The sequence below is a fragment of the Magnetospirillum sp. UT-4 genome, assembly GCF_902729435.1.
Lineage (GTDB): Bacteria > Pseudomonadota > Alphaproteobacteria > Rhodospirillales > Magnetospirillaceae > Magnetospirillum.
Window position 1 is genome coordinate 39,896 of record NZ_CACVCG010000037.1, and the last position, 21,440, is coordinate 61,335.

24 protein-coding genes, 1 tRNA gene and 1 pseudogene are annotated in these 21,440 nt (G+C 68.3%); 18 read left to right on the top strand and 8 right to left on the bottom strand.

All coding sequences use genetic code 11. The features are described from left to right. Genes MTBUT4_RS03735 through gloA form a run of 7 tightly spaced genes read left to right on the top strand, consistent with a single transcriptional unit; the run spans position 1 to position 5,322 of the window. A complete protein-coding gene (locus MTBUT4_RS03735) occupies positions 1–624 on the top strand; it encodes an OmpH family outer membrane protein (RefSeq protein ID WP_173978318.1) in 624 nt (207 codons plus the stop codon). Positions 625–631: 7 nt separating this feature from the next. Beyond that, a complete protein-coding gene (gene lpxD, locus MTBUT4_RS03740; protein WP_173978319.1) occupies positions 632–1,654 on the top strand; it encodes a UDP-3-O-(3-hydroxymyristoyl)glucosamine N-acyltransferase in 1,023 nt (340 codons plus the stop codon). A gap of 32 nt (positions 1,655–1,686) precedes the next feature. Beyond that, positions 1,687–2,154, top strand: a complete 468-nt coding sequence (fabZ, locus tag MTBUT4_RS03745; protein ID WP_173978320.1) for a 3-hydroxyacyl-ACP dehydratase FabZ — start codon at positions 1,687–1,689, stop codon at positions 2,152–2,154. Then, positions 2,154–2,954: an acyl-ACP--UDP-N-acetylglucosamine O-acyltransferase gene (gene lpxA / locus MTBUT4_RS03750; RefSeq protein WP_173978321.1), complete on the top strand. Its 801-nt coding sequence runs from the start codon at positions 2,154–2,156 to the stop codon at positions 2,952–2,954. The genes fabZ and lpxA overlap by 1 nt, the downstream gene beginning before the upstream one ends. Further along, positions 2,944–3,753, top strand: a complete 810-nt coding sequence (locus MTBUT4_RS03755) for an LpxI family protein (RefSeq protein WP_173978322.1) — start codon at positions 2,944–2,946, stop codon at positions 3,751–3,753. The genes lpxA and MTBUT4_RS03755 overlap by 11 nt, the downstream gene beginning before the upstream one ends. Positions 3,754–3,757: 4 nt before the next feature. Next, complete coding sequence (lpxB, locus tag MTBUT4_RS03760; RefSeq protein WP_371737516.1) at positions 3,758–4,936, top strand: lipid-A-disaccharide synthase; 1,179 nt, start codon at positions 3,758–3,760, stop codon at positions 4,934–4,936. After that, positions 4,933–5,322, top strand: coding sequence for a lactoylglutathione lyase (gloA, locus tag MTBUT4_RS03765; protein ID WP_173978323.1), 390 nt, complete (start codon positions 4,933–4,935; stop codon positions 5,320–5,322). Before lpxB ends, gloA begins: the two co-directional genes overlap by 4 nt. Here gloA and trmFO read toward each other — a convergent pair whose 3' ends face one another. Continuing rightward, positions 5,323–6,660, bottom strand: a complete 1,338-nt coding sequence (gene trmFO / locus MTBUT4_RS03770; protein WP_173978324.1) for a methylenetetrahydrofolate--tRNA-(uracil(54)-C(5))-methyltransferase (FADH(2)-oxidizing) TrmFO — start codon at positions 6,658–6,660, stop codon at positions 5,323–5,325. It abuts the gene before it with no gap. 87 nt (positions 6,661–6,747) lie between these two features. Here trmFO and MTBUT4_RS03775 point away from each other — a divergent pair, with 87 nt between their 5' ends. The 3 genes from MTBUT4_RS03775 to MTBUT4_RS03785 all read left to right on the top strand — a co-directional run bounded on the left by MTBUT4_RS03775 (position 6,748) and on the right by MTBUT4_RS03785 (position 8,367). Continuing rightward, positions 6,748–7,494, top strand: a complete 747-nt coding sequence (locus tag MTBUT4_RS03775) for a PP2C family protein-serine/threonine phosphatase (RefSeq protein ID WP_173978325.1) — start codon at positions 6,748–6,750, stop codon at positions 7,492–7,494. Between the two features lie 48 nt (positions 7,495–7,542). Then, complete coding sequence (locus MTBUT4_RS03780; protein ID WP_173978326.1) at positions 7,543–7,962, top strand: DUF4170 domain-containing protein; 420 nt, start codon at positions 7,543–7,545, stop codon at positions 7,960–7,962. Positions 7,963–8,043: 81 nt separating this feature from the next. Continuing rightward, on the top strand, positions 8,044–8,367 hold the full coding sequence (locus MTBUT4_RS03785) for a ferredoxin (RefSeq protein ID WP_173978327.1): 324 nt from the start codon (positions 8,044–8,046) through the stop codon (positions 8,365–8,367). A gap of 32 nt (positions 8,368–8,399) precedes the next feature. On the opposite strand, the gene MTBUT4_RS03790 is transcribed toward MTBUT4_RS03785, so the two are convergent. Both MTBUT4_RS03790 and MTBUT4_RS03795 read right to left on the bottom strand, forming a co-directional pair. Further along, positions 8,400–8,810, bottom strand: a complete 411-nt coding sequence (locus tag MTBUT4_RS03790; RefSeq protein ID WP_173978328.1) for a pentapeptide repeat-containing protein — start codon at positions 8,808–8,810, stop codon at positions 8,400–8,402. Between the two features lie 11 nt (positions 8,811–8,821). Continuing rightward, positions 8,822–9,142, bottom strand: coding sequence for a peptidylprolyl isomerase (locus tag MTBUT4_RS03795; RefSeq protein ID WP_173978329.1), 321 nt, complete (start codon positions 9,140–9,142; stop codon positions 8,822–8,824). A gap of 257 nt (positions 9,143–9,399) precedes the next feature. Between MTBUT4_RS03795 and MTBUT4_RS03800 the strand changes: the two genes are divergently transcribed. Next, positions 9,400–10,032 carry an rRNA large subunit pseudouridine synthase E gene (locus tag MTBUT4_RS03800; RefSeq protein WP_173978330.1) on the top strand — a complete coding sequence of 211 codons (633 nt, stop codon included), beginning with the start codon at positions 9,400–9,402 and terminating at the stop codon, positions 10,030–10,032. A 177-nt stretch (positions 10,033–10,209) separates the two neighbouring features. Here the strand turns inward: MTBUT4_RS03800 and uvrA are convergent, their stop codons facing one another. The 4 genes from uvrA to MTBUT4_RS03820 form a co-directional block, all read right to left on the bottom strand. After that, complete coding sequence (uvrA, locus tag MTBUT4_RS03805) at positions 10,210–13,053, bottom strand: excinuclease ABC subunit UvrA (protein ID WP_173978331.1); 2,844 nt, start codon at positions 13,051–13,053, stop codon at positions 10,210–10,212. Positions 13,054–13,128: 75 nt separating this feature from the next. Continuing rightward, positions 13,129–13,722 carry a thioredoxin family protein gene (locus MTBUT4_RS03810; protein WP_173978332.1) on the bottom strand — a complete coding sequence of 198 codons (594 nt, stop codon included), beginning with the start codon at positions 13,720–13,722 and terminating at the stop codon, positions 13,129–13,131. Between the two features lie 70 nt (positions 13,723–13,792). Then, complete coding sequence (gene ssb / locus MTBUT4_RS03815) at positions 13,793–14,347, bottom strand: single-stranded DNA-binding protein (protein WP_173978333.1); 555 nt, start codon at positions 14,345–14,347, stop codon at positions 13,793–13,795. Between the two features lie 75 nt (positions 14,348–14,422). Further along, positions 14,423–15,184: a hypothetical protein gene (locus tag MTBUT4_RS03820; protein WP_173978334.1), complete on the bottom strand. Its 762-nt coding sequence runs from the start codon at positions 15,182–15,184 to the stop codon at positions 14,423–14,425. Positions 15,185–15,440: 256 nt separating this feature from the next. Between MTBUT4_RS03820 and gyrA the strand changes: the two genes are divergently transcribed. The 6 genes from gyrA to MTBUT4_RS19415 all read left to right on the top strand — a co-directional run bounded on the left by gyrA (position 15,441) and on the right by MTBUT4_RS19415 (position 20,149). Then, a complete protein-coding gene (gene gyrA, locus MTBUT4_RS03825) occupies positions 15,441–18,125 on the top strand; it encodes a DNA gyrase subunit A (RefSeq protein ID WP_173978335.1) in 2,685 nt (894 codons plus the stop codon). Further along, complete coding sequence (gene coaD, locus MTBUT4_RS03830; RefSeq protein WP_173978336.1) at positions 18,118–18,621, top strand: pantetheine-phosphate adenylyltransferase; 504 nt, start codon at positions 18,118–18,120, stop codon at positions 18,619–18,621. The genes gyrA and coaD overlap by 8 nt, the downstream gene beginning before the upstream one ends. Positions 18,622–18,650: 29 nt before the next feature. After that, on the top strand, positions 18,651–19,130 hold the full coding sequence (locus MTBUT4_RS03835) for a peptidylprolyl isomerase (RefSeq protein WP_173978337.1): 480 nt from the start codon (positions 18,651–18,653) through the stop codon (positions 19,128–19,130). A gap of 2 nt (positions 19,131–19,132) precedes the next feature. Further along, the gene (locus tag MTBUT4_RS03840; protein ID WP_173978338.1) at positions 19,133–19,684 is read left to right on the top strand and encodes a peptidylprolyl isomerase; all 552 of its coding nucleotides are present in this window, start codon (positions 19,133–19,135) and stop codon (positions 19,682–19,684) included. Between the two features lie 66 nt (positions 19,685–19,750). Next, positions 19,751–19,826: transfer RNA gene (locus MTBUT4_RS03845), tRNA-Lys, on the top strand. A 146-nt stretch (positions 19,827–19,972) separates the two neighbouring features. Further along, positions 19,973–20,149 carry a hypothetical protein gene (locus MTBUT4_RS19415; protein WP_254434723.1) on the top strand — a complete coding sequence of 59 codons (177 nt, stop codon included), beginning with the start codon at positions 19,973–19,975 and terminating at the stop codon, positions 20,147–20,149. A gap of 50 nt (positions 20,150–20,199) precedes the next feature. Here the strand turns inward: MTBUT4_RS19415 and MTBUT4_RS19875 are convergent. Further along, positions 20,200–20,559: pseudogene (locus MTBUT4_RS19875) on the bottom strand (HNH endonuclease); the annotation flags it as partial. Here MTBUT4_RS19875 and MTBUT4_RS03855 point away from each other — a divergent pair. Then, positions 20,486–21,433: an HTH domain-containing protein gene (locus MTBUT4_RS03855; RefSeq protein ID WP_217424107.1), complete on the top strand. Its 948-nt coding sequence runs from the start codon at positions 20,486–20,488 to the stop codon at positions 21,431–21,433. The pseudogene MTBUT4_RS19875 and the gene MTBUT4_RS03855 overlap by 74 nt on opposite strands. Positions 21,434–21,440 lie beyond the last annotated feature (7 nt).

A 21,440-nucleotide genomic window follows, 5' to 3' on the forward strand; every position in this document is an offset into this window, starting at 1 on the left:
ATGCGCTTCAAGCCCGGCGCCCGTTGCATCGGGGCGTTGGCCGCGGCGTGGGTTGCGTTCGGCGGCCATGCCGAAGCCCAGGACAATGCCGCGAAGGTTCCGCCTCCGACCGTCATCGTCCTCGACGTCCAGGCGGCCATGCAGAATTCGGTGGCTGCCAAGGTGGTACGCACCCAGCGCGACCAGTTCCTGGCCGGATACCAGACCGAACAGGAAACAGCCCGCAAGGTGCTGAAGCAGACCGAGACCGAGTTGGTCAAGCAGAAGGCAACGCAGCCCCAGGAAGCCTGGCAGGCCAAGGCGCGCGCCTTCGAGCAGCAGGTGTACGAGTTCAACCAGCGCTACCAGAAGACCAATCAGGCGGTGGAGAAGTCCTTCCGGGTCGCCATGGCCGAGTTGTCGCAGGCGCTGGCGCAGGTCACCGACGAAGTCGCCACTGAGTTGGGCGCCAATCTGGTGCTGCCGAAGTCCCAGATCTTCCTGCACGATCCCCGGATGGAGGTGACCCAGACGGTGATCGACCGGCTGAACCGCAAGCACCCGACGGTCGTCTTTCCCGCTCCGGTAATCGAAGGGGCGTCCGCACCGCAGGCCACCGCCCCGGCGGCGGGAAAAAAGAAATAGGCTCGTCATGACCGATACCCGGTTCTTCACCGCGCGCGGCCCGTTCACCCTGGGCCGCCTGGCCGAGATTTCCCAGGCCGAGCTCGCCCCCGGCGCCGATGCCGATGCCGAGTTCACCGGCGTGGCGCCGCTCGAGACCGCCGGCGCGCACGAGGTGAGCTTCCTCGAAAACCGCAAATACGCCGCCGCGTTCGAGGCCAGCAAGGCGGGGGCGGCGGTCGTCCACCCCGACATGGCTCCGCGCGCCCCGGCCGGCATGGCGCTGCTGCTGTCGGCCGATCCCTACCGGGCCTATGCCCGCATCGCCCAGGCCTTCTACCCGGTTTCGCTGGCGCCCGAGCCGTGGATCGCCCCCGGCGCGGTGATCGACCCCTCCGCCAGACTGGGCGAGGGGTGCCGGGTCGAGCCCGGCGCGGTGATCGGCGCCGGCGCCGAGATCGGAGCCCGCTGCCGCATCGGACCCAATGTGGTGATCGGCCATGGCGTGGTGCTGGGCGAGGACTGCACCATCGGCGCCAATGCAACCGTGCAATATGCGTTGGTCGGAGCGCGGGTGACCATCTATCCCGGCGCACGCATCGGCCAGGACGGCTTCGGCTTCGCCATGGGGGCGCAGGGGCACCTCAAGGTCCCCCAGTTGGGCCGGGTGCTCATCGGCAGCGACGTCGAGATCGGCGCCAATACCACCATCGACCGCGGCGCCGGGCCGGATACGGTGATCGGCGACGGCTGCATGATTGATAATCTGGTGCAGATTGGGCACAACGTGCAGCTGGGCCGCGGCTGCGTCATCGTCGCCCAGGTCGGCATTTCCGGATCGAGCAAACTGGGTGATTTCGTCGCCGCCGGCGGTCAGGTCGGCATTGCCGGGCACCTGAAGATCGGTGCGGGCGCGCGTATCGCCGCCCAGGCCGGCGTCGCTCGCGATATCGGTCCCGGCGAGACGGTGGGCGGTTCGCCGGCGGTGCCCAGGGTCGAATGGCTGCGCCAGTCCGCCATCCTCAGCAAGATGGCGCGGCACAAGAGTTAAGGACTCTGTTCCGGGGGAAAGGATCGGACAGGATGAATACGATGGTGAGTGTGGGCGAGGGGAAGGTCATCGATATCGGGCGGATCATGGAAATGATTCCGCACCGCTATCCGTTCCTGATGGTCGACAAGGTGATCGACGTGTTTCCCGACCGTAGCGCGGTGGGGATCAAGAACGTCACCATCAACGAGCCGTTCTTCCAGGGGCATTTTCCCAGCCGTCCGGTGATGCCCGGGGTGCTGATCATCGAGGCCATGGCTCAGACCGCGGCCGTGCTGGTGGTTGAGACCCTGGGTCCGTCGGCGGAAGGCAAGCTGGTCTATTTCATGAGCGTCGAGAACGCCCGCTTCCGCAAGCCGGTGGGACCCGGAGATCAGCTCGCCATTCACGTCTTCAAGGAGCGTTCGCGCGGCAACGTGTGGAAGTTCCGGGGCGAAGCCAAGGTCGGTGAGACCCTGATGGCCGAAGCCACCTACGCAGCCATGATCCTGGACACCTGATGCCCGACATCCATCCGACCGCCATCGTCGATCCCCAGGCGGAGATCGCCGATACCGCCAAGATCGGTCCCTATTGCGTCGTAGGCCCGCATGTGAGCCTGGGCGAGAACGTGGAACTGCTGTCCCATGTGGTGGTCGAGGGCCGCACCACCATCGGCTCGGGGACGCGCATCTTCCCGTTCGCCTCGATCGGGCACCAGCCCCAGGACCTCAAGTACCACGGCGAGCCGTCGACCCTGGAGATCGGCAGCAACAACCAGATCCGCGAATACGTCACCATCCAGCCGGGGACCGAGGGCGGCGGCATGGTCACCCGCGTCGGCAATTCCTGTCTGTTCATGGCCAGCGCCCATGTCGCCCACGACTGCATCCTGGGCGACAACGTGATCATGGCCAACAACGCCACCCTGGCCGGCCATGTGACGGTCGGGGAGTGTGCGTTCCTGGGCGGCCTGTCGGCGGTGCACCAGTTCGTGCGGGTGGGCAAGCACGCCATGATCGGCGGCATGTCGGGGGTCGAGGCCGACGTCATCCCCTTCGGCATGGTGATCGGCAACCGCGCCCATCTCAACGGTCTCAACATCGTCGGGCTGAAGCGCCGCGGCTTCTCGCGCGACGACATCCATACCCTGCGCAACGCCTACCGCCTGCTGTTCGCGCCCGAGGGCACGCTGCAGGAGCGCCTCTCGGACGTCGAGGAGCAGTTCAAGGACCACCCGGTGGTGATGGAGATCGTCGAGTTCATCCGCTCCGATTCATCCCGGTCGTTGTGCACCCCCGGCTTCAACGATGATCGCTAAGCTCGGCATCGTGGCGGGCGGGGGCGCCTTTCCCGGCCTCGCCATCGCCGCCTGCCGGGCTCAGCACCGACCCTTTCATGTCCTTGCCCTGACCAACCATGCCGAGCCGGCGGTGATCGCCGACGCGCCGGCCGACTGGATTCGCCTGGGCGAAGCCGGCACCGGCTTCGATCTCCTGCGCAAGGTCGGGGTCGAAGAGGTGGTGATGATCGGGCCGGTGCGCCGGCCCACCCTGGCGGAACTGGCCCCCGACTGGCGCACCACCCGCTTCTTCGCCAAGGTCGGGCTGAAGGCGCTTGGCGATGACGGCCTGCTCCGCGCGGTGGCCCGCGAGCTGGAGGAGGAAGGGTTCCGCGTCGTCGGCATCGACGACGTATTGGCCGATTGCCTGGCGCCCCAGGGACTGTTCGGCTCGCTCCACCCTGACACCCAGGCCGAGGCCGACATCGCCCGCGGCTGGGAGGTGGCCAAGGGTATCGGCGCCCTCGACGTCGGCCAGGCGGTGGTGGTGCAGCAGGGGGTGGTATTGGGCTGCGAGGCGGTGGAGGGCACCGACGCCCTGATTCGCCGCTGCGGCGAGTTGCGCCGCGAAGGCCCGGGCGGCGTGCTGGTGAAGGTGCGGAAACCCGGCCAGGATCGGCGCCTCGACCTGCCCACCATCGGCGTCAATACGGTGCGGGCCGCCGCCGCCGGCGGCCTGCGCGGCATCGCGGTGGAAGCGGGGGGCGCCCTGGTCCTCGACCGCGCCGCCATCGCCGCCGAGGCCGATGCGTCCGGCCTGTTCGTGCTGGGGCGCTGACCCCATGGGATTGCTGGTCTACGTCATCGCCGGCGAGCCCTCGGGCGATCTGCTCGGCGGGCGGCTGATGGCCGGCCTGAAGGCGCGGACCGGCGGAGCGGTGCGCTTCGCCGGCATCGGCGGCGAGACCATGCGGGCCGAGGGGCTGGACAGCCTGTTCCCCATGGCGGAACTCTCGGTGATGGGGCTGGTCGAGGTGCTACCCCGCATTCCCCGTATCCTCAGGCGCCTGTCGCAGACCCTGGCCGACATCGAGGCCAAGCGCCCCGACGTTGTGGTGACCATCGATTCGTGGGGCTTCACCGGCCGGGTGCAGACCGGCTGCCGCGACCGCGTGCCGGACATTCCGCGCGTCCATTACGTCGCCCCCATGGTATGGGCGTGGAAGCAGAAGCGGGCGCGCAAGGTGGCGCGGGCGGTCGACCTGCTGATGACCCTGCTGCCGTTCGAGCCGCCCTATTTCGAGCGCGAGGGTCTGCGTACCGTCCATGTCGGCCATCCGGTCATCGAAAGCGGCGCCGACAAGGGCGACGGCGCCGCCTTCCGCGCCGCCCACGGTTTGGCGCCCGATGCGCCGCTGCTGGTGATGCTGCCCGGCAGCCGCCATTCCGAGACCGGCCGGTTGTTGCCGGTCTTCGCCCGAACCCTGGACATCCTGAAGCTGCGTCACCCCGGGTTGACGGTGGTGGTGCCCACCGTCGAGACGGTGGTTGCGGTGGTGCGCGAGGCGGTCTCCGGCTGGCCGCTGCCGGCCATGGTGGTTGAGGGACGCCAGGCCCGCTACGACGCCCTGGCCGCCGGCACCTGCGCCCTGGCCGCCTCGGGCACGGTGGCGCTGGAGTTGGCCTTGGCGGGGCTGCCCGCCGTGCTTACCTACCGGGTGGCGCCGCTGACCGCCTTCATCGCCCGCCGCGTCTTCGGCCTGCACCGGCGCCTGCGCTGGGTCACCCTGGTCAACATCACCCTGGGCCGCGAGGTGATGCCGGAACTGCTGCAGGACCAGTGTCGCCCGGACCTTCTGGCCGCGGCGGTGGACCGCCTGCTCGGCGACCCGGCGGCGCGCGACGCCCAGCGGGCCGGGATGGCCGAGGCCATGGCGGCCTTCGGCCTGGGCACGGACAATCCGGGCGACCGCGCCGCCGCCACGGTTCTCGACATCATCGCCGCACGGAGGTCGCCATGAGTTTCCGCCTGCTCCACACCATGATCCGGGTCGGCGACCTGGACGCCTCCATCGCCTTCTATACCGGGCTTTTGGGGATGAAACTGCTGCGCCGCCAGGACTATCCCGACCGCCGCTTCACCCTGGCCTTCGTCGGCTACGGCGATGAAGCTGCCAATGCGGTGATCGAGCTGACCCACAACTGGGACACCCCGCGCTACGACCTGGGCAACGGCTTCGGCCACATCGCCCTGGGGGTGCCGGACATCCATGCCACCTGCGACGCGCTTGCCAAGGCGGGGGCGAAGATCACCCGTCCGCCGGGACCGATGAAGCACGGCACCACAATCATCGCCTTCATCGAGGACCCCGACGGCTACAAGATCGAGCTGATCGAGCGGAAGTAGCTACCGGGCCTCAAGCCACGCCGGCAGGTCGGCCCTGGCCCGGTCGGAATACAGCTTCTTGCGATCACGGCCCTTGATCCGCTTGCCCCGGGCATCGCGGTCCGGCGGCGGCGGGAACAGGCCGAAATTGATGTTCATGGGCTGGTAGGTCTCGGCATTGGCGCCGCCGGTGACGTGGGCCAGGATCGCCCCCAGGGCGGTGGTGGCCGGCGGGGACGGCAGGTCGCGGCCCAGCCGCTCGGCGGCGGCGAACATCCCGGCCAGCAGGCCGATGGCGGTGCTTTCCACATAGCCCTCGCAGCCGGTGATCTGCCCGGCCAGGCGCAGGCGCGGCGCCGCCTTCAGCCGCAGGGTGGAATCGAGGACGCGCGGGCCGTTGACGAAGGTGTTGCGGTGCAGGCCGCCCAGGCGGGCGAACTCGGCATTTTCCAGCCCGGGGATGGTGCGGAACACCCGGACCTGTTCGCCGTGGCGCAGCTTGGTCTGGAACCCCACCATGTTGTAGAGGGTGCCCAGCGCGTTGTCCTGGCGCAGCTGGATCACCGCGAAGGGCTTGGGGCCGTAGGGATTGGTCAGGCCGACCGGCTTGCCGGGGCCGAAGGCCAGGGTGTCGCGGCCGCGCTCGGCCATCACCTCGATGGGCAGGCAGCCCTCGAAATAGGGAACGTCCTTCTCCCAGTCGTGGAACGGCACGGTCTCGGCCGCCAGCAGGGCATCGATGAAGGCGTAGTACTCGTCCCGGGTCAGCGGGCAGTTGATGTAGTCCGAGCCCTCGCCCTTGTCGTAGCGGGACTGGAACCACGCCTTGCCGAAATCGATGCTGTCCTTGTGCACGATGGGGGCGATGGCGTCGAAGAAGGACAGCGAGGCCTCGCCGGTCAGGGTGCGGATGGACTCGGCCAGGGGCGGCGAGGTCAGCGGCCCGGTGGCGACGATGACCGAGTCCCAGTCCTCCGGCGGCAGGCCGGCGATCTCCTCGCGCACCACGGTGATCAGGGGATGGTCGCCCATGGCCGCCTCCACCGCCGCCGAAAAGCCCTCGCGGTCGACCGCCAGCGCGCCGCCGGCCGGCACCCGGTGGGCATCGGCGCGGTCCAGGATCAGGGACCCAACGCGGCGCAATTCCTCGTGCAGCAGCCCGACGGCGTTGTAGTCGGCGTCGTCGGAGCGCAGGGAGTTGGAACACACCAGCTCGGCCAGGGCGCCGGTCTGGTGGGCGGGGGTGGGGCGGTGCGGGCGCATCTCGTGCAGGACAACGGCGATGCCGGCCCGGGCGATCTGCCAGGCGGCCTCGCATCCGGCCAGGCCGCCGCCGATGACATGGATGGGTTGGGTCATGGGCCTGGACATAAGGCGGATGGCCCCGCCTGTCCAGCGCCTTGGCTTGATCGCCGATGCCGCAGCCGCCACATGCCGGATTGCGCCATGTGGACCTTCGCCTCCCTGCTGCCGTTCCGGCGGACCCGACGCACCGCCGCCGAAGCGTGGCCGCGGGAGCTGCCGGCTGTGCCCGGCTTCGACGTCGCCGGCGCCTGCCGGCCGCGCCATCGCCGGGGCGGCGACTTCCACGCGGTCTTCCTGCCGCCGGGCGAGGGCAGGGTGGCCATCGCGGTGGGTGACGTGGCCGGGCACGACGCCCTGGCCGCCCGCCTCAGGCGCATCGCCGGCCGCCTGCTCGAGCGGCGGGTGGCCGAGGCGGGGGCGCTGGCCCCCCTGTTCGGCGCCGTCAACCGCGAACTGGCGCCCTATATGCGCGGCGGGCGCTTCATGACCCTGTTCCTGGCGGTGATGGATGGCGCCAGCCGCTCCATCCATTGGATCAGCGCCGGCCATGGGCCGGTCATAGCCTACGATCCGGTCGCCGACGGCTTCGGCGATGTTCCCGGGCGCGACATTCCCCTCGGCGTCGATCCCGAGTGGCGCTTCCACGAGATGGCCCATCGCGGCTGGCCCAACGGCGCCCTGCTGGTGATCGGGACCGACGGCATCTGGGAATGCCGCGACCCCGACGGCCAGATGTACGGCGCCGACCGCCTCCGCTCCGCCGTTCGCGCGGCCAGCGCCCAGGCGGCGGCAGGGATCGTCGCGGCAGTGATGGCGGATCTCGACCTGTTCCGCCGCGGCCGGCCGCAGGAGGACGACCTCACGCTGCTTGTCATCAAGGCGGTATAGGTATAATCAGGCAGCGCCACCTCCCCACAAGAGTAGGTCGAGACTGCCATGGCCAAGTCGTACTACGTTGTCGGCGGCGAGTACGCCGATACCAGCTTCACCACCATCGCCCCGGGCCAGACCGAGGAACGCTTCGGCCCCTTCGACGAGCACGACGCCCATGTCTGCTGGCGGGCCATCACCGGCAAGACCGTGGACAACGCCATGGTGCGCTACTTCATCCGCTCCGACGAGGCCCCCTCGGCCGCCGACGAGTGGTTCGTGGTGGGCGGCGAGTACGCCGATACCGGCTTCGAGACCATCGCCCCCGGCCGCCACCTGGAAAGCCATGGCCCCTTCGCCCGCAAGGAGGCCATGGACAAGTGGCGCGAACTCACCGGCAAGACCGTCGACAACGCCATGATCCGCTACGACCTGTTCAGCCGCGAGGAACTGGAACTGCGCGAGGCCGCCGCCGGTGAACGCTAGGATCGTGATTTTATAATGCTTCTAGCCTGGCGTCGCGAATTCGGGTATGTCAGGCCGGTCCAATCGCCAGGGGGATAGACCATGTCGCACAAGTACCACGCCTTCGTCTGCGTCCAGAGCCGCCCGCCGGGCCACCCGCGCGGGTGCTGCACCAGCAAGGGCGGCGGCCAGGCCATGTTCGATCAGATGATGCAACGCTTCCAGCAGGGCATGCTGTGGGAGAAGGGCGTCAGCTTGGCCCAGGCCTCGTGCCTCGGCTTCTGCGGCAACGGCCCGCTGATGGTGGTGTACCCTGAAGGCGTCTGGTATCAGCCGACCCAGCCCGCCGATTTCGACGAGATCGTCCAGTCCCACTTCATCGAGGGCAAGGTGGTCGAACGGCTCCGGGTCCAGCCCGGCAAGTGACCCAGAAGGCCCCGCGAAAGCGGGGCCTTTTTTCATCGCGCTTTCGGCATCACGCAGCCCATCAGCCGGTGCAGGTCCCCGGGGCTGATGACGGTGCCCAGCACGTTGCAGCGCCAGGCGTCGGCGCCGTCGATATTGGCGCCGGTCAGGATGGCGTCGCGCAGATCGGTATTGGAGAGGTCGGCCTCCTGCAGGTTGGCGCCGGTGAAATCGACGCCGCGCAGGTTGGCGCCGCTGAGATTGGCCGCCGCCAGGTTGGCTCCGGCCAGATTGCACCCCGACAGATCGGCTTCGCGCAGGCTGATGTTCCTGAGGTCGCACCCGCTGAGATCGGCACCGCCGAACTGCTTGTGGTCGAGCTTGGCCCGCTTGGCGTCGGCGGCTCCCATCAGCCAGCGGGCATGGTCGGCCAGGATCGCTTCGAGGGTGGCGGGCGCGATCATCGGTGCGGCTCCTAATCGGTGCGCTGGATCAGGTGGAAGCCGAACGGGGTTTCGACCACCTCGGACACCTCGCCGGTGCCGAGACCGAACGCCGCGGATTCGAATTCGGGCACCATCGAGCCCTGGCCGAAATAGCCCAGATCGCCGCCGTCCTCGCCCGAGGGGCAATCCGAGTATTCGCGGGCCAGGGCGGCGAAATCGGCGCCCTTGGCCAACTCGTCGCGCAGGGCCTGGATCGCCGATTCGGCGTCCGCCTTCGAGCGTTCCGCCATCGAACGCATGGACCCCTTGTACATGAGGAGGATGTGAGAGGCGCGAATCTGCGAGGCCATCGGTACGTCCTTGTGTGTTGGTTTCGCCCGGGACCATAGCAGGGATGGGGTGGGGGTTGTCACGGTCAATCGGTTGACCTCGCATTCCATGACAATCCGGTGATATAGTCGGCGAAACGTTGCCCTTGAGGTCCCGCATGAGCATCGAAACCATTGCAATCGCTTCCGGCCTAGTGTTCGGCGCCGGGCTGATCGTCGCCAAGCTGCTCATCGGACGCGCCCTGGCCGTGCGGGCCGAGAAGGACCGCCGCTGACGCTTGGCCCGCCTTCTTCTCCTCAATAAACCCTACGACGTACTGTGCCAGTTCAGCGACCGCGACGGCGGCCGGCGGACGCTGGCCGATTTCGTTCCGGTGCCGGACGTATATCCCGCCGGGCGCCTGGACCGCGATTCGGAAGGGCTGGTGGTGCTGACCGCCGACGGGCCGCTGATCGCCCGCATCAGCCAGCCGCGCTCCAAGCTGCCCAAGACCTATTGGGCGCAGGTCGAAGGCGTCCCCACCGAAGAGGCGTTGGAGCGGCTGCGGCGCGGCGTCGATCTCAACGACGGCCGCACCCTGCCGGCGGCGGCACGCCGGATGGCAGAACCGGACGGGCTATGGCCGCGCGACCCGCCGGTGCGGTGGCGGGCCAATATTCCGACCAGCTGGGTGGAGCTTGTGCTGACAGAAGGGCGGAACCGTCAGGTTCGCCGCATGACCGCCGCCGTGGGGTTCCCCACCCTGCGGCTGATCCGCTGGGCGGTGGGGGAATGGACGCTGGAGGGACTGGCGCCGGGCAGCTGGCGGGAGGTCGAAATCAGCGCGCCGGGGCCAGCGGCCCGAACGGCGGGCGCAGGCCCGAAGCGGCGGCCCGGGTCACCGCCAGGCCGATCCCGAACTGCGGGGTGATGTAGGGGCTGCGCCGTTCGCCGCGGGTGTTTTCGGACGTTTCCAGGCTCAGGGCTTCGTTGATCTCGCGCAATTCAGCCGGTCCCAGCATGGTCTTTACCCCTGACGAATGTCCGAGTCCGGTGATAGCGCAAAGGCATGCTGCACTGCAACAAAAATATTCTTACTGGCAAGGAATTATGCCCGCCGCCGGACCGACTTTCCCAGGTAGGGGGCGAGATAGCGCCCGGTATAGCCGGCCTTGCAGCGGGCGACATCCTCGGGCGTGCCGGCCACCACCACCCGGCCGCCGCCGTCGCCGCCCTCGGGTCCCATGTCGATGATCCAGTCGGCGGTCTTGATGACCTCCAGGTTGTGCTCGATCACCAGCACCGTATTGCCGCCGTCGATAAGGGTGTGCAGCACCTCCAGCAGCTTCCTTACGTCCTCGAAATGAAGCCCCGTGGTGGGTTCGTCGAGGATGTAGAGGGTGCGCCCGGTGGCCCGGCGCGACAATTCCTTGGCCAGCTTGACGCGCTGCGCCTCGCCGCCCGACAGGGTGGTGGCCTGCTGCCCGAGATGGATGTAGTCGAGGCCGACCCGTTGCAGGGTGACCATCTTGTCGCGGATGGAGGGCACCGCCTTGAAGAAGTCGGCGGCTTCCTCGATGGTCATGTCCAGCACGTCGGCGATGGACTTGCCCTTGAAGGTGATTTCCAGGGTCTCGCGGTTGTAGCGCTTGCCCTTGCAGACATCGCACTGGACGTAGACGTCGGGCAGGAAGTGCATCTCGATCTTGATGACGCCGTCGCCCTGGCAGGCCTCGCAGCGACCGCCCTTGACGTTGAAGCTGAACCGCCCCGGCTTGTAGCCGCGCGCCTTGGCGTCGGGCAGCTCGGTGAACCAGTCGCGGATGGGGGTGAAGGCGCCGGTATAGGTGGCCGGGTTGGAGCGCGGCGTACGGCCGATGGGTGACTGGTCGATGTCGATGATCTTGTCCAGGTGCTCGATGCCGTCGATGCGGTCGAACGGCGCGGCCTGCTCGCGCGCCCCCATCAGGCGCCGGGCCAGCGCCTTGTACAGGGTCTCGATGACCAGGGTCGACTTGCCGCCGCCCGAGACCCCGGTGACGCAGGTGAAGGTGCCCAGCGGAATGTCCACCGAGACGTCGTGCAGGTTGTTGCCCCGCGCGCCGTTCAGCCGGAGATGGGACCCGTTGCCGGCGCGGCGCAGGGCGGGCAGGGGGATGGACCGCTTGCCGGTCAGGTACTGGCCGGTCAGGCTGTCGGGATTGGCGTTGACCTGGTCGGGGGTGCCCTGGGCCACCACCTGGCCGCCGTGGATGCCGGCCCCCGGTCCCATGTCGATCAGATGGTCGGCGGTGCGGATGGCGTCCTCGTCGTGCTCGACCACGATGACGGTGTTGCCGATGTCGCGCAGGCGCTTCAGGGTCGCCAGCAGGCGGTCGTTGTCGCGCTGGTGCAGGCCGATGGAGGGCTCGTCGAGGACGTAGAGCACGCCGGTCAGGCCGGACCCGATCTGGCTGGCCAGGCGGATGCGCTGGCTCTCGCCGCCAGACAGGGTGCCCGAGCCGCGCGACAGGGTCAGGTAGTCGAGGCCGACATCCACCAGGAACCCCAGGCGTTCGTTGATCTCGCGCAGGATGCGGCGGGCGATCTCGCGGTCCTTGGGCTTCAGGTGCTGCTCCAGCTCGGCGTACCAGTCGCGCGCCTTGAGGATCGAGAATTCCGCCACCTCCGAAATGTGGAGGCCGCGGATCTTGACCGCCAGCGCCTCGGGCTTGAGGCGGGCGCCGCCGCACACCTCGCACTGGGTGGTAGCCTGGAACCGCGACAGCTCCTCGCGCACCCATGACGAATCGGTCTCGCGGTAGCGCCGCGTCATGTTGTTGATGACGCCCTCGAACGGCTTGTCGGTGGCGTAGCCGCGGAAGCCGTCCTCGTATTGGATGCGCACCGCCTCGGTCCCGGAGCCGTACAGGATCACCTCGCGCGCCTTCACCGGCAGCCGCCGCCACGGGGTGTGCAGGTCGAAGCCGTAATGGCGGGCCAGCGCCTCCAGGGTCTGGTGGTAGTATTGCGACGTCGAATTGGCCCACGGCGCGATGGCCCCCTCGCGCAGGGTGAGGTCGTGGTCCGGCACCACCAAAGCCGGGTCGAAGAACAGCTTCACCCCCAGGCCGTCGCAGGCCGGGCAGGCGCCGAACGGGTTGTTGAACGAGAACAGCCGGGGCTCGATCTCCTCGATGGTGAAGCCCGAGACCGGACAGGCGAACTTCGCCGAGAAGGTGGTGCGCTCGCCGCTGTCGGCGTTCTCCGCGATGCACAGGCCGTCGGCCAGGCCCAGGGCGGTCTCGAAGGAATCGGCCAGGCGGTTGCCCAGCCCCTGCTTCACCACCAGGCGATCGACCACCACCTCGATGTCGTGCTTCTTCTTCTTGTCCAGCGCCGGCACCGCGTCGATCTCGTACAGGGTGCCATCGACCTTGACCCGCTGGAAGCCCTTCTTCTGCAGGTCCAGCAGGTCCTTGCGGTACTCGCCCTTGCGGCCGCGGACATAGGGGGCGAGCAGGTAGAGGCGGGTGCCCTCGGGCATCTCCAGCACCCTGTCAACCATCTGGCTGACGGTCTGGCTCTCGATGGGCAGGCCGGTGGCCGGGGAGTGGGGCACGCCCACCCGCGCCCACAGCAGGCGCATGTAGTCGTAGATCTCGGTGACGGTGCCGACGGTGGAGCGGGGATTGCGCGAGGTGGTCTTCTGCTCGATGGAGATGGCCGGGGACAGGCCCTCGATGCTCTCCACGTCGGGCTTCTGCATCAATTCCAGGAACTGGCGGGCATAGGCCGACAGGGATTCCACATAGCGCCGCTGGCCCTCGGCATAGATGGTGTCGAAGGCCAGCGAGGACTTGCCCGAGCCCGACAGCCCGGTGATGACCACCAGTTGGTCGCGCGGGATGTCGATGTCGATGTTCTTCAGATTATGCTCGCGCGCTCCGCGCACGCGGATGAAACCGCTCATGACCCTCAGCCCTGCATCGCCATCGGCAGGGCCGGGATGTTAGAGAGATTCCGGGGCGGGATAAAGCCCGCGTCGCTACTGCAGCCGGACCTTCTCGCCCGGTCCCTTCAGCCAGGCCAGGAAATCGGGCTCCTTCTGGCCGGTGAAGCCGCGCTGATGCACGTAGGCGAAGGCGTTGACGTAGGGTTCCGGCTCCAGGTAGCCCACCGCCTTCCACGCCACCGCGTCCCCGCCGCCGCCCGTGGCGTCGTCCTTGTAGAACAGCATGGCCGGGGTGGCGCGCACGCCCAGCTTGCGGGCGTAGTCCTTTTCCGACAGCACCTGGCCGTCGAAATCGGTGATCTCGCGCGAGCCGTAAAGGTCGATCTGGATGACGTGGAAGCGGGACCGGATGTAGTCGACCACGCGCGGGTCGCGCAAATTGACCTCGTGCACCCGTTTGCAGGCGCCGCAGCCGCGCTGCTCGATGGTCAGCATCAGCTGCTTGCCGGCCTTGCGGGCATCGGCCAGGTCCTCCTTGAGGTCGAGGAAGCTGACCAGGAACCAGTCGGGGTGATAGAAGCCGTCATCGGCCATCTGCGGCGCCGGCAGCATTTCGGCCGCCGGAGCCGGGGCCGGAACGGCCAGCGACAGGAAAAGCGCGGCGACCGCCGCCGTCGTGAACTTCATGGACATCCTCCCCCGGGATCATTTTCGCCGATGGTAGCGAATCCCGGGGGGCTGGGGGAAGTCCGGACGATCAGAAGGGGATATCGTCGTCGAGATCGGCCGGCGGCTCCCAGCCGGACCCGCCGCCACCGCCGCCGCCGCCGCCACGCTGCTGGCCGCCACCGCCGCCGCCGCGCTGGGGCTGGGGCTGGCCGCCGCCGTAATCGCCGCCGTCGTCATACCCGCCGCCGCCGCCACCACCGCCGCCGCCACCACCGCCACCGCCGCCGCTGTCGCGGCCGCCGAGCAGAGTCAGCTCGCCCTTGAAGCGGCCGATCACCACCTCGGTCGAATAGCGCTCGACGCCCTGCTGGTCGGTCCATTTGCGGGTCTGCAGCGCGCCCTCGACATAGATCGAGCTGCCCTTCTTCAGGTAGCGCTCGGCGATGTCGGCCAGGTTGGGGTTGAAGATCACCACCCGGTGCCACTCGGTTTTTTCCCGCCGCTCGCCGCTGGACCGGTCCTTCCAGGTTTCGGAGGTGGCGATGGAAAGGTTGACGATCTTCGAGCCGTCCTGGGACGTACGCACCTCGGGATCGCGCCCGAGATTACCGACCAGGATGACCTTATTGACGCTACCGGCCATGGAAGCCCTACCCCCGCTGCGAGAAAACCAAGGGACAGGACTTTAGCCTCAGGCCGCGGCGGCGAAAAGGGGATTTCACTGCCGCCGGCCATCGCGGGTTTCGGCGACGGTGGAGGTCGATTCGGCGGCGGCCCGGTAGGCCTCGGCGGCGCCCTGGGCATCGCCCAGCAGCCGCAGGCTGGCTCCCAGCCCGGTCAAGGCCTCGGAATCGCCGGGCCAGCGGGCCAGCGCGGCGTCGTAGGCCAGCACCGCCTCCCAATGGCGCCCGGCGAGCCCCAGATTGGCGGCGGCGGCGACCACACCGTCGCGGCGCGGCGCCACCGGCAGGTCGCCGGGGTTGAGGATCACCAGGCCCCAATGGCCGGCATCCCCCCACAGCCGCTCCAGCAGGTCGAAGGAAACCGCCCGGCCGGCCTGTCCGCCGCCGTTGACCAGCAGGGCGCCGCGGTCGTGCCCGACGGCGACGACGCAGTTCCACAGCGGCTTTTCCGCCACCCCGCGGTTCTCCAGCAGCAGCACCGGATGGCCGGAGTCCAGTTCGGCGATGACGGCGTCGAGGCCCGACACCGGATAGGCGAAGCGTCCGTAGCGTGCCGCCGCCGCCACCAGCACCTTGCGCGGGTCGCCGCTGCGGCGGGCGAAGGCCGCCTCCAGCGTGTCCGCCCGCACGTCCAGCCCGGTCCAGCCCAGCATCATGGCCAGCGAGGCCGGCCCGCAGCGAAAGCCCTCCTGGGCGTGGAACGGTACGCCGGCGACGCGCACCGCCGGGGGTGCCGCCGGTCCGGAACAGGCCGCCAGGACCAGGCCGGCGCAGACCAGGGGGGCCAAACGGTGCATGTCGCGTTCCTCCGTCCACCATGCCGAAGCGTGGACCGAATCTAGCGTGGAGCGGACGATGTCGGACGGTGCTCTTCCGGCCATCGCCGAAAGGGGAAACCGGCGCTGCCGAAGGGGAATGAATCCGCCCTTCCGCGCCCTTTCCGGCGCCGCGCCGGGCGGTCGGCCTTGTGGTTGTCGCAGTGCACGATATCTGGTAGCGTGCGCCTCCGTGGCCGCCGTGCCGCCCCCAAATTCTGGTTTTCCGGGAACCCCCTTGACCACTCCGCCTTCGTCGCCCCCATCCGACATCGCTCCCGTCACCATCGAAGAGGAGATGCGGCGCTCGTATCTCGATTACGCCATGAGCGTGATCGTCAGCCGCGCCCTGCCCGACGTCCGCGACGGCCTGAAGCCGGTGCACCGGCGCATCCTGTATTCGATGAAGGAGAGCGGGTACGACTACAACAAGCCGTTCCGCAAGTCGGCGCGCATCGTCGGCGACGTCATGGGCAAATACCACCCGCACGGCGACGCTGCCATCTACGATGCCATGGTGCGCATGGCGCAGAACTTCTCCATGCGCCTGCCGCTCATCGACGGCCAGGGCAATTTCGGCTCCATGGACGGCGACCCGCCGGCGGCGATGCGCTACACCGAGGCGCGCATGGCCCGTTCGGCCCATACGCTGATCGAGGACATCGACAAGGAAACCGTCGATTTCGGGCCGAACTACGACGACTCGACGGTCGAGCCGCTGGTGCTGCCGGCGCGCTTTCCCAATCTGCTGGTCAACGGCGCCGGCGGCATCGCCGTGGGCATGGCCACCAACATCCCGCCCCACAATCTGGGCGAGGTGATCGACGCCTGCTGCGCCTTTCTCGACAATCCCGAGATCACGCCCGAGCAGCTGATGGACCTGGTGCCGGGACCCGATTTCCCCACCGGCGGCACCATCCTGGGCCGCGCCGGCATCCGTTCGGCCTACCTCACCGGCCGCGGCTCGGTGGTGATGCGCGGGCGCTGCCACGTCGAAGAGATCCGCAAGGACCGCGAGGCCATCGTCGTCACCGAGGTGCCCTATCAGGTCAACAAGGCGCGCATGCTCGAGCAGATCGCCGAGCTGGTGCGCGACAAGAAGATCGAGGGCGTATCCGACCTGCGCGACGAGTCGGACCGCGAGGGCGTCAGGGTGGTGATCGAGATCAAGCGCGACGCCATCGCCGAGGTGGTGCTGGCGCAGCTCTACAAGTTCACCCCGCTGCAGACCTCGTTCGGCGTCAATTCCCTGGCGCTCAACGGCGGCCGGCCCGAGATGATGCCGTTGAAGGCGATCATCACCGCCTTCGTCGCCTTCCGCGAGGAGGTCATCACCCGCCGCACCATCTACGAGCTGGGCAAGGCGCGCGAGCGGGCCCATGTGCTGGTCGGCCTGTCCATCGCCGTCGCCAACATCGACGATGTCATCGCCCTGATCCGCAGCGCTCCCGATCCCGGCACCGCCCGCGAGCAGCTGATGGCGCGGGCCTGGCCGGCCATGGACGTGGAGCCGCTGATCCGCCTGATCGACGAGCCCGGCCGGGCCATCGTGGACGGCGCCTACAATCTGTCGGAGGCCCAGGCCAAGGCCATCCTGGACTTGCGCCTGCACCGCCTGACCGGGCTGGAGCGCGACAAGATCGGCGACGAGCTGCGCGAGATCGGCGTCCAGATCCAGGAATTCCTCGAGATCCTGTCGTCGCGGCCGAAGCTGCTGGACGTCCTGCGCGGCGAATTGATCGAAATCCGCACCCAGTTCGCCACGCCCCGGCGCACCACCATCGAGGACGCCGAGTTCGAGGCCGACATCGAGGACCTGATCGCCCGCGAGGACATGGTGGTGACGGTGACCAACACCGGCTACATCAAGCGGGTGCCGCTGTCCACCTACCGGGCGCAGAAGCGCGGCGGCAAGGGCCGCTCCGGCATGTCCATGAAGGACGAGGATTTCGTCAACCAGGTGTTCGTGGTCAACACCCACACCCCGGTACTGTTTTTCTCGTCGACCGGCATCGCCTACAAGCTGAAGGTCTACCGGCTGCCGCTCGGCACCCCCCAGGCCAAGGGCAAGGCCATGGTCAACCTGCTGCCGCTGGGCGAGGGCGAAACCATCTCGACCATCATGCCGCTGCCCGAGGACGAGACCACCTGGAGCGAGCTCAACGTCATGTTCGCCACCTCGGTGGGCGACGTGCGCCGCAACCTGCTGTCCGATTTCGTCGACATCCGCGCCAACGGCAAGATCGCCATGAAGCTGGGTGAGAGCGAGAAGCTGATCGCGGTGCTGCCGTGTTCGAGCGCCGACGACGTGCTGCTGGCCACCCGCAACGGCAAGGCCATCCGCTTCTGCGTCGAGGACGTCCGCGTCTTCAAGGGGCGCGATTCCACCGGCGTGCGCGGCATCCGCCTTGAATCCGGCGACCAGGTCATCTCCATGTCCATCCTCAAGCACGTGGATTTCGGCATGGAAGCACGCGACGCCTACCTGCGCGGCGACCTCACCGGCCCCGACGCCGAGCGCATGTCGGCCGACGAGCAGATGATCCTGACCGTCACCGAGAACGGCTACGGCAAGCGCACTTCGGCCTACGAGTACCGCATCACCGGCCGCGGCGGGCAGGGCATCGCCAACATCGACCTGACCGACAAGAACGGCCCGGTGGTGGCTTCGTTCCCCATCGAGCACGCCGACGAGATCATGCTGGTCTCGGACGGCGGCACCCTGATCCGCATGCCGGTGGACGACATCCGCATCGCCGGGCGCAAGACCCAGGGGGTGATCGTCCTCAGGACCGCGGAAGGCGAGCGCGTGGTTTCCGCCGCCCGCCTCAACGACGTCAACGGCCCCGCAGAAGGGTCCGACGAAGAACTGGACAATGGGGAGGACTCCGACATTCCATCGCCCGGAGGGGAAAATGAATGAGCGGATCGGCCTCTATCCCGGTACCTTCGATCCCATTACCAACGGCCATCTCGATATCGTCTCCCGTGCCGCCAAGGTCGTCGACCGCCTGATTGTGGCGGTGGCGGTCAACGCCGGCAAGGGGCCGCTGTTCACCCTGGACGAGCGCGTCGAACTGGTGCGTGAGGAGGTCGCCGATGTCGGCGCCGCCAACGGCGTCAACATCGACGTGCTGCCCTTCGACAACCTTCTGGTGGACTTCGCCAGGGACAGCGGAGCGCGCATCATCATCCGCGGGCTTCGCGCGGTGTCGGATTTCGAGTACGAATTCCAGATGGCGGGCATGAACGCCCGCCTGTCGCCGGACACCGAGACGCTGTTCCTGATGGCCTCGGAACGCTGCCAGTTCATCTCCTCGCGCTTCGTCAAGGAGATCGGGCGGCTGGGCGGCGACATTTCGTCCTTCGTCAGCCCGCGCGTCCGCGCCAGGCTGGAGGAGAAGTTCAGGGCCGAATAAGGCCCGTCCATAGGGAGGGAGGACCGGCGGTGGACCGCGAGAATACCCTGTATCTTGAGCTGAAGGACGGTCGCGTGGTCATCGAGCTGCGCCCCGACATCGCTCCCAACCATGTCGCCCGCATCAAGGAACTGGCCCGCCAGGGATTCTATGACGGGCTGAAGTTCCACCGCGTCATCGACGGCTTCATGGCCCAGACCGGCTGCCCCGAGGGCACCGGGACCGGCGGGTCGGGGCGCAACCTGAAGGCCGAGTTCAGCCGCGAGAAGCATGTCCGCGGCACCTGCTCCATGGCCCGCGCTTCGAGCCCGGATTCGGCCGATTCCCAGTTCTTCATCATGTTCGACGACGCGCCGCACCTGAACGGCAAGTATTCGGTGTGGGGCCAGGTGGTCGAAGGCATGGACAAGGTCGATGCCATCAAGAAGGGCAGCGCCGCCCGCAACGGCAGCGTCGAAACCCCCGACTGCATCGTCGCCATGAAGGTTGCCGCAGACGTCGAGGAATGACCATGAAGCCATTGAAACTCATCGCCTTCGTGCTTTCCCTGGCGGCCCTTTCCTGGGCCGGCCCGGCGACCGCCGGCGATCCCGAGAACACCTTGCTGCTGGACCTGCCGTGGGGCCGGGTGACCATCGAGATGCGGCCGGACATCGCGCCCCAGCATGTCGCCCGCATCAAGGAGCTGACCCGCAAGGGCTTCTACGACGGCACCCCGTTCCACCGGGTCATCCCCGGCTTCATGGCCCAGGGCGGCGATCCCACCGGGACCGGCACCGGCGGGTCCGGGCTGAAGCTGCCGGCCGAGTTCTCGGGCGAGCATTTCGTCCGCAGCGTGGTCGGCATGGCCCGCTCGTCCTCTCCCAACAGCGCCGATTCCCAGTTCTTCATCATGCTGGGCAGCGCCCCGTCGCTGGACGGCAAGTACACCATCTGGGGCCGCGTGACCGAGGGCATGGAGCACGTGGACAAGATCACCAAGGGGTCCGAAGCCGACAACGGCGTGGTGCCGCGTCCGGACAAGCTGGTCCGCATGCGGGTGGCCGCCGACGTGAAGCAGTGACCGGGCACCGCCACGGAGGTTGACCGGACGCGGTCACCTCCCTATGGTGTGCCCCCTTCAGGACGTGAGCCCGTAGCTCAGTCGGTAGAGCACGTGACTTTTAATCATGGGGTCTCGGGTTCGAATCCCGACGGGCTCACCAAGATTTCCAAGGGCTCGGCGCCGGCGCCGGGCCCTTTCTTCCGTCTAACCCGTCCTTAACCGTGACCGTGGTATGACGGTGGCGTGGACCCGCGTTGAAGGAGGTCGGTCATGTATGCCCCGGTTCCCCGCCATCGAGTGCCCGCCGTGGCTGCTTGGCTGGCCGCGGAAGGGCATACCCTGCTGACCGCTCCGCCCTCCCTGGTGCTGGCCGCGCTTGACGGCCAGGAGCACTACGCCGACGCCGCCGACGTGGGGGACGGGGGCGAAGCCGGTTCGGGTTGCGACCGGGCCGCTGCCGCCCACATGGCGCTGCTGATCTGAGCCCCGCCTTTCAGCACGGCCAGCCTGTCCAGCTCGGCCGCGGTCGGCAGGCGATCCGCCTTGGCGGCATTGCAGGCGCGGCAGGTGGCGACGCAATTGCCGTGGTCATCGCCGCCACCTTTCGATAACGGCATGACATGGTCGATGGTGGCAGCATCCGCGCGCTTGCGATGGCGCAGGCGCTGTCCGGCCGGTGAAGGCATCGGACGGTCGCATTGGAAGCACCGGCCGCCCTGTTCCTGCCACAAGCGTTGGCATCGGCCGCGGCGCCATTCCGCCGGTTGACAAGCGGCGTCGGTGTCAGCACTGTCAACTCGCGTGTTGACGGGGAGGGCCATGGATCTCGTTGACCTGATGGTATCGGGGGTCGATCCCCGCGAACAGGCGCTCGACCACCTCGAACGCATCATTACCCTGTACCAGTCCCCGGACGATGCCGTCCAGGACGAAGCAATGGCACGCGCCATCACGTTCTGCGGAAAGGAGTTCGGCGGCTACAAGGCCGGGCTCCTGATGCTGGCCCGCCGCCGCGAGGAAACGTCGGACGAGCAACTGGATGCCCTGCTCGACGCCATGCGCCTGCGCGAGGAGGCCGATGACCCGGGGTCGCTGATCCGCTTGGCCCGCGACGCGCGCTCCGCCAAGGGCAGGGCCGATGCCGGCCGGGCGGCGGTAATCGCCCGCTATGGCAGCCTGGAGGCCGCCCGCGGCCCGACGCCGGTGGAGATGCCGTTCGTCGAGGCGACGCGCCATCTGGTCGTCGCGGATGGTGACGGGCCGGGCGATGCCTGGGCGCCGCTGGCCGGATGGTCCTTGCCCTGGCACGACATTCCGCCCGAATTGCGCCACGCGGTCGCCTCGGCCTGCCCGTTGCCGACGACGGTGCTGGACGCCAGGGCCGAAGCGGTGGTGTGGATGCAACGGCGGGAGGAACTGTCCCTGCTGGGCGACGGTCGCGGCAACGCCGCGCTGCCGACCGCCTGCGCCGCCCGTCATCGCCTGGTCGAGGCGCTGTGGAGCCGCGAGCTCCCCGCAGCCAGTGCCGCCGATTTCGAGGCGCGCCTGGTCTATTGGGCCGACCTGGGCGACGATGACGGGACCGGCTATGGCGTTCTCCTCGGCGACCTGCGCCGGCTGAATGCGGCCGGCGGCTTCACCGGCGGCGGCGAGCGGACCAAGGACAAGTGCCGACGCCTCAAGGCCGAGCATCCGGAATGGTCACTGGGCCGCATCGGCAAGGAACTGGGCATTTCACGCCAAGCCGTTCACAAGCACCTGAAATAACGGGGAA

What these genes read in the sequence shown, in the direction of transcription:
- MTBUT4_RS03735 (WP_173978318.1), top strand. Translation starts at nt 1, where the DNA reads ATGCGCTTCAAGCCCGGCGCCCGTTGCATCGGGGCGTTGGCCGCGGCG.
- lpxD (WP_173978319.1), top strand. Translation starts at nt 632, where the DNA reads ATGACCGATACCCGGTTCTTCACCGCGCGCGGCCCGTTCACCCTGGGC.
- fabZ (WP_173978320.1), top strand. Translation starts at nt 1,687, where the DNA reads ATGAATACGATGGTGAGTGTGGGCGAGGGGAAGGTCATCGATATCGGG.
- lpxA (WP_173978321.1), top strand. Translation starts at nt 2,154, where the DNA reads ATGCCCGACATCCATCCGACCGCCATCGTCGATCCCCAGGCGGAGATC.
- MTBUT4_RS03755 (WP_173978322.1), top strand. Translation starts at nt 2,944, where the DNA reads ATGATCGCTAAGCTCGGCATCGTGGCGGGCGGGGGCGCCTTTCCCGGC.
- lpxB (WP_371737516.1), top strand. Translation starts at nt 3,758, where the DNA reads ATGGGATTGCTGGTCTACGTCATCGCCGGCGAGCCCTCGGGCGATCTG.
- gloA (WP_173978323.1), top strand. Translation starts at nt 4,933, where the DNA reads ATGAGTTTCCGCCTGCTCCACACCATGATCCGGGTCGGCGACCTGGAC.
- trmFO (WP_173978324.1), bottom strand. Translation starts at nt 6,660, where the DNA reads ATGACCCAACCCATCCATGTCATCGGCGGCGGCCTGGCCGGATGCGAG.
- MTBUT4_RS03775 (WP_173978325.1), top strand. Translation starts at nt 6,748, where the DNA reads ATGTGGACCTTCGCCTCCCTGCTGCCGTTCCGGCGGACCCGACGCACC.
- MTBUT4_RS03780 (WP_173978326.1), top strand. Translation starts at nt 7,543, where the DNA reads ATGGCCAAGTCGTACTACGTTGTCGGCGGCGAGTACGCCGATACCAGC.
- MTBUT4_RS03785 (WP_173978327.1), top strand. Translation starts at nt 8,044, where the DNA reads ATGTCGCACAAGTACCACGCCTTCGTCTGCGTCCAGAGCCGCCCGCCG.
- MTBUT4_RS03790 (WP_173978328.1), bottom strand. Translation starts at nt 8,810, where the DNA reads ATGATCGCGCCCGCCACCCTCGAAGCGATCCTGGCCGACCATGCCCGC.
- MTBUT4_RS03795 (WP_173978329.1), bottom strand. Translation starts at nt 9,142, where the DNA reads ATGGCCTCGCAGATTCGCGCCTCTCACATCCTCCTCATGTACAAGGGG.
- uvrA (WP_173978331.1), bottom strand. Translation starts at nt 13,053, where the DNA reads ATGAGCGGTTTCATCCGCGTGCGCGGAGCGCGCGAGCATAATCTGAAG.
- MTBUT4_RS03810 (WP_173978332.1), bottom strand. Translation starts at nt 13,722, where the DNA reads ATGAAGTTCACGACGGCGGCGGTCGCCGCGCTTTTCCTGTCGCTGGCC.
- ssb (WP_173978333.1), bottom strand. Translation starts at nt 14,347, where the DNA reads ATGGCCGGTAGCGTCAATAAGGTCATCCTGGTCGGTAATCTCGGGCGC.
- MTBUT4_RS03820 (WP_173978334.1), bottom strand. Translation starts at nt 15,184, where the DNA reads ATGCACCGTTTGGCCCCCCTGGTCTGCGCCGGCCTGGTCCTGGCGGCC.
- coaD (WP_173978336.1), top strand. Translation starts at nt 18,118, where the DNA reads ATGAATGAGCGGATCGGCCTCTATCCCGGTACCTTCGATCCCATTACC.
- MTBUT4_RS03840 (WP_173978338.1), top strand. Translation starts at nt 19,133, where the DNA reads ATGAAGCCATTGAAACTCATCGCCTTCGTGCTTTCCCTGGCGGCCCTT.
- MTBUT4_RS03855 (WP_217424107.1), top strand. Translation starts at nt 20,486, where the DNA reads ATGGATCTCGTTGACCTGATGGTATCGGGGGTCGATCCCCGCGAACAG.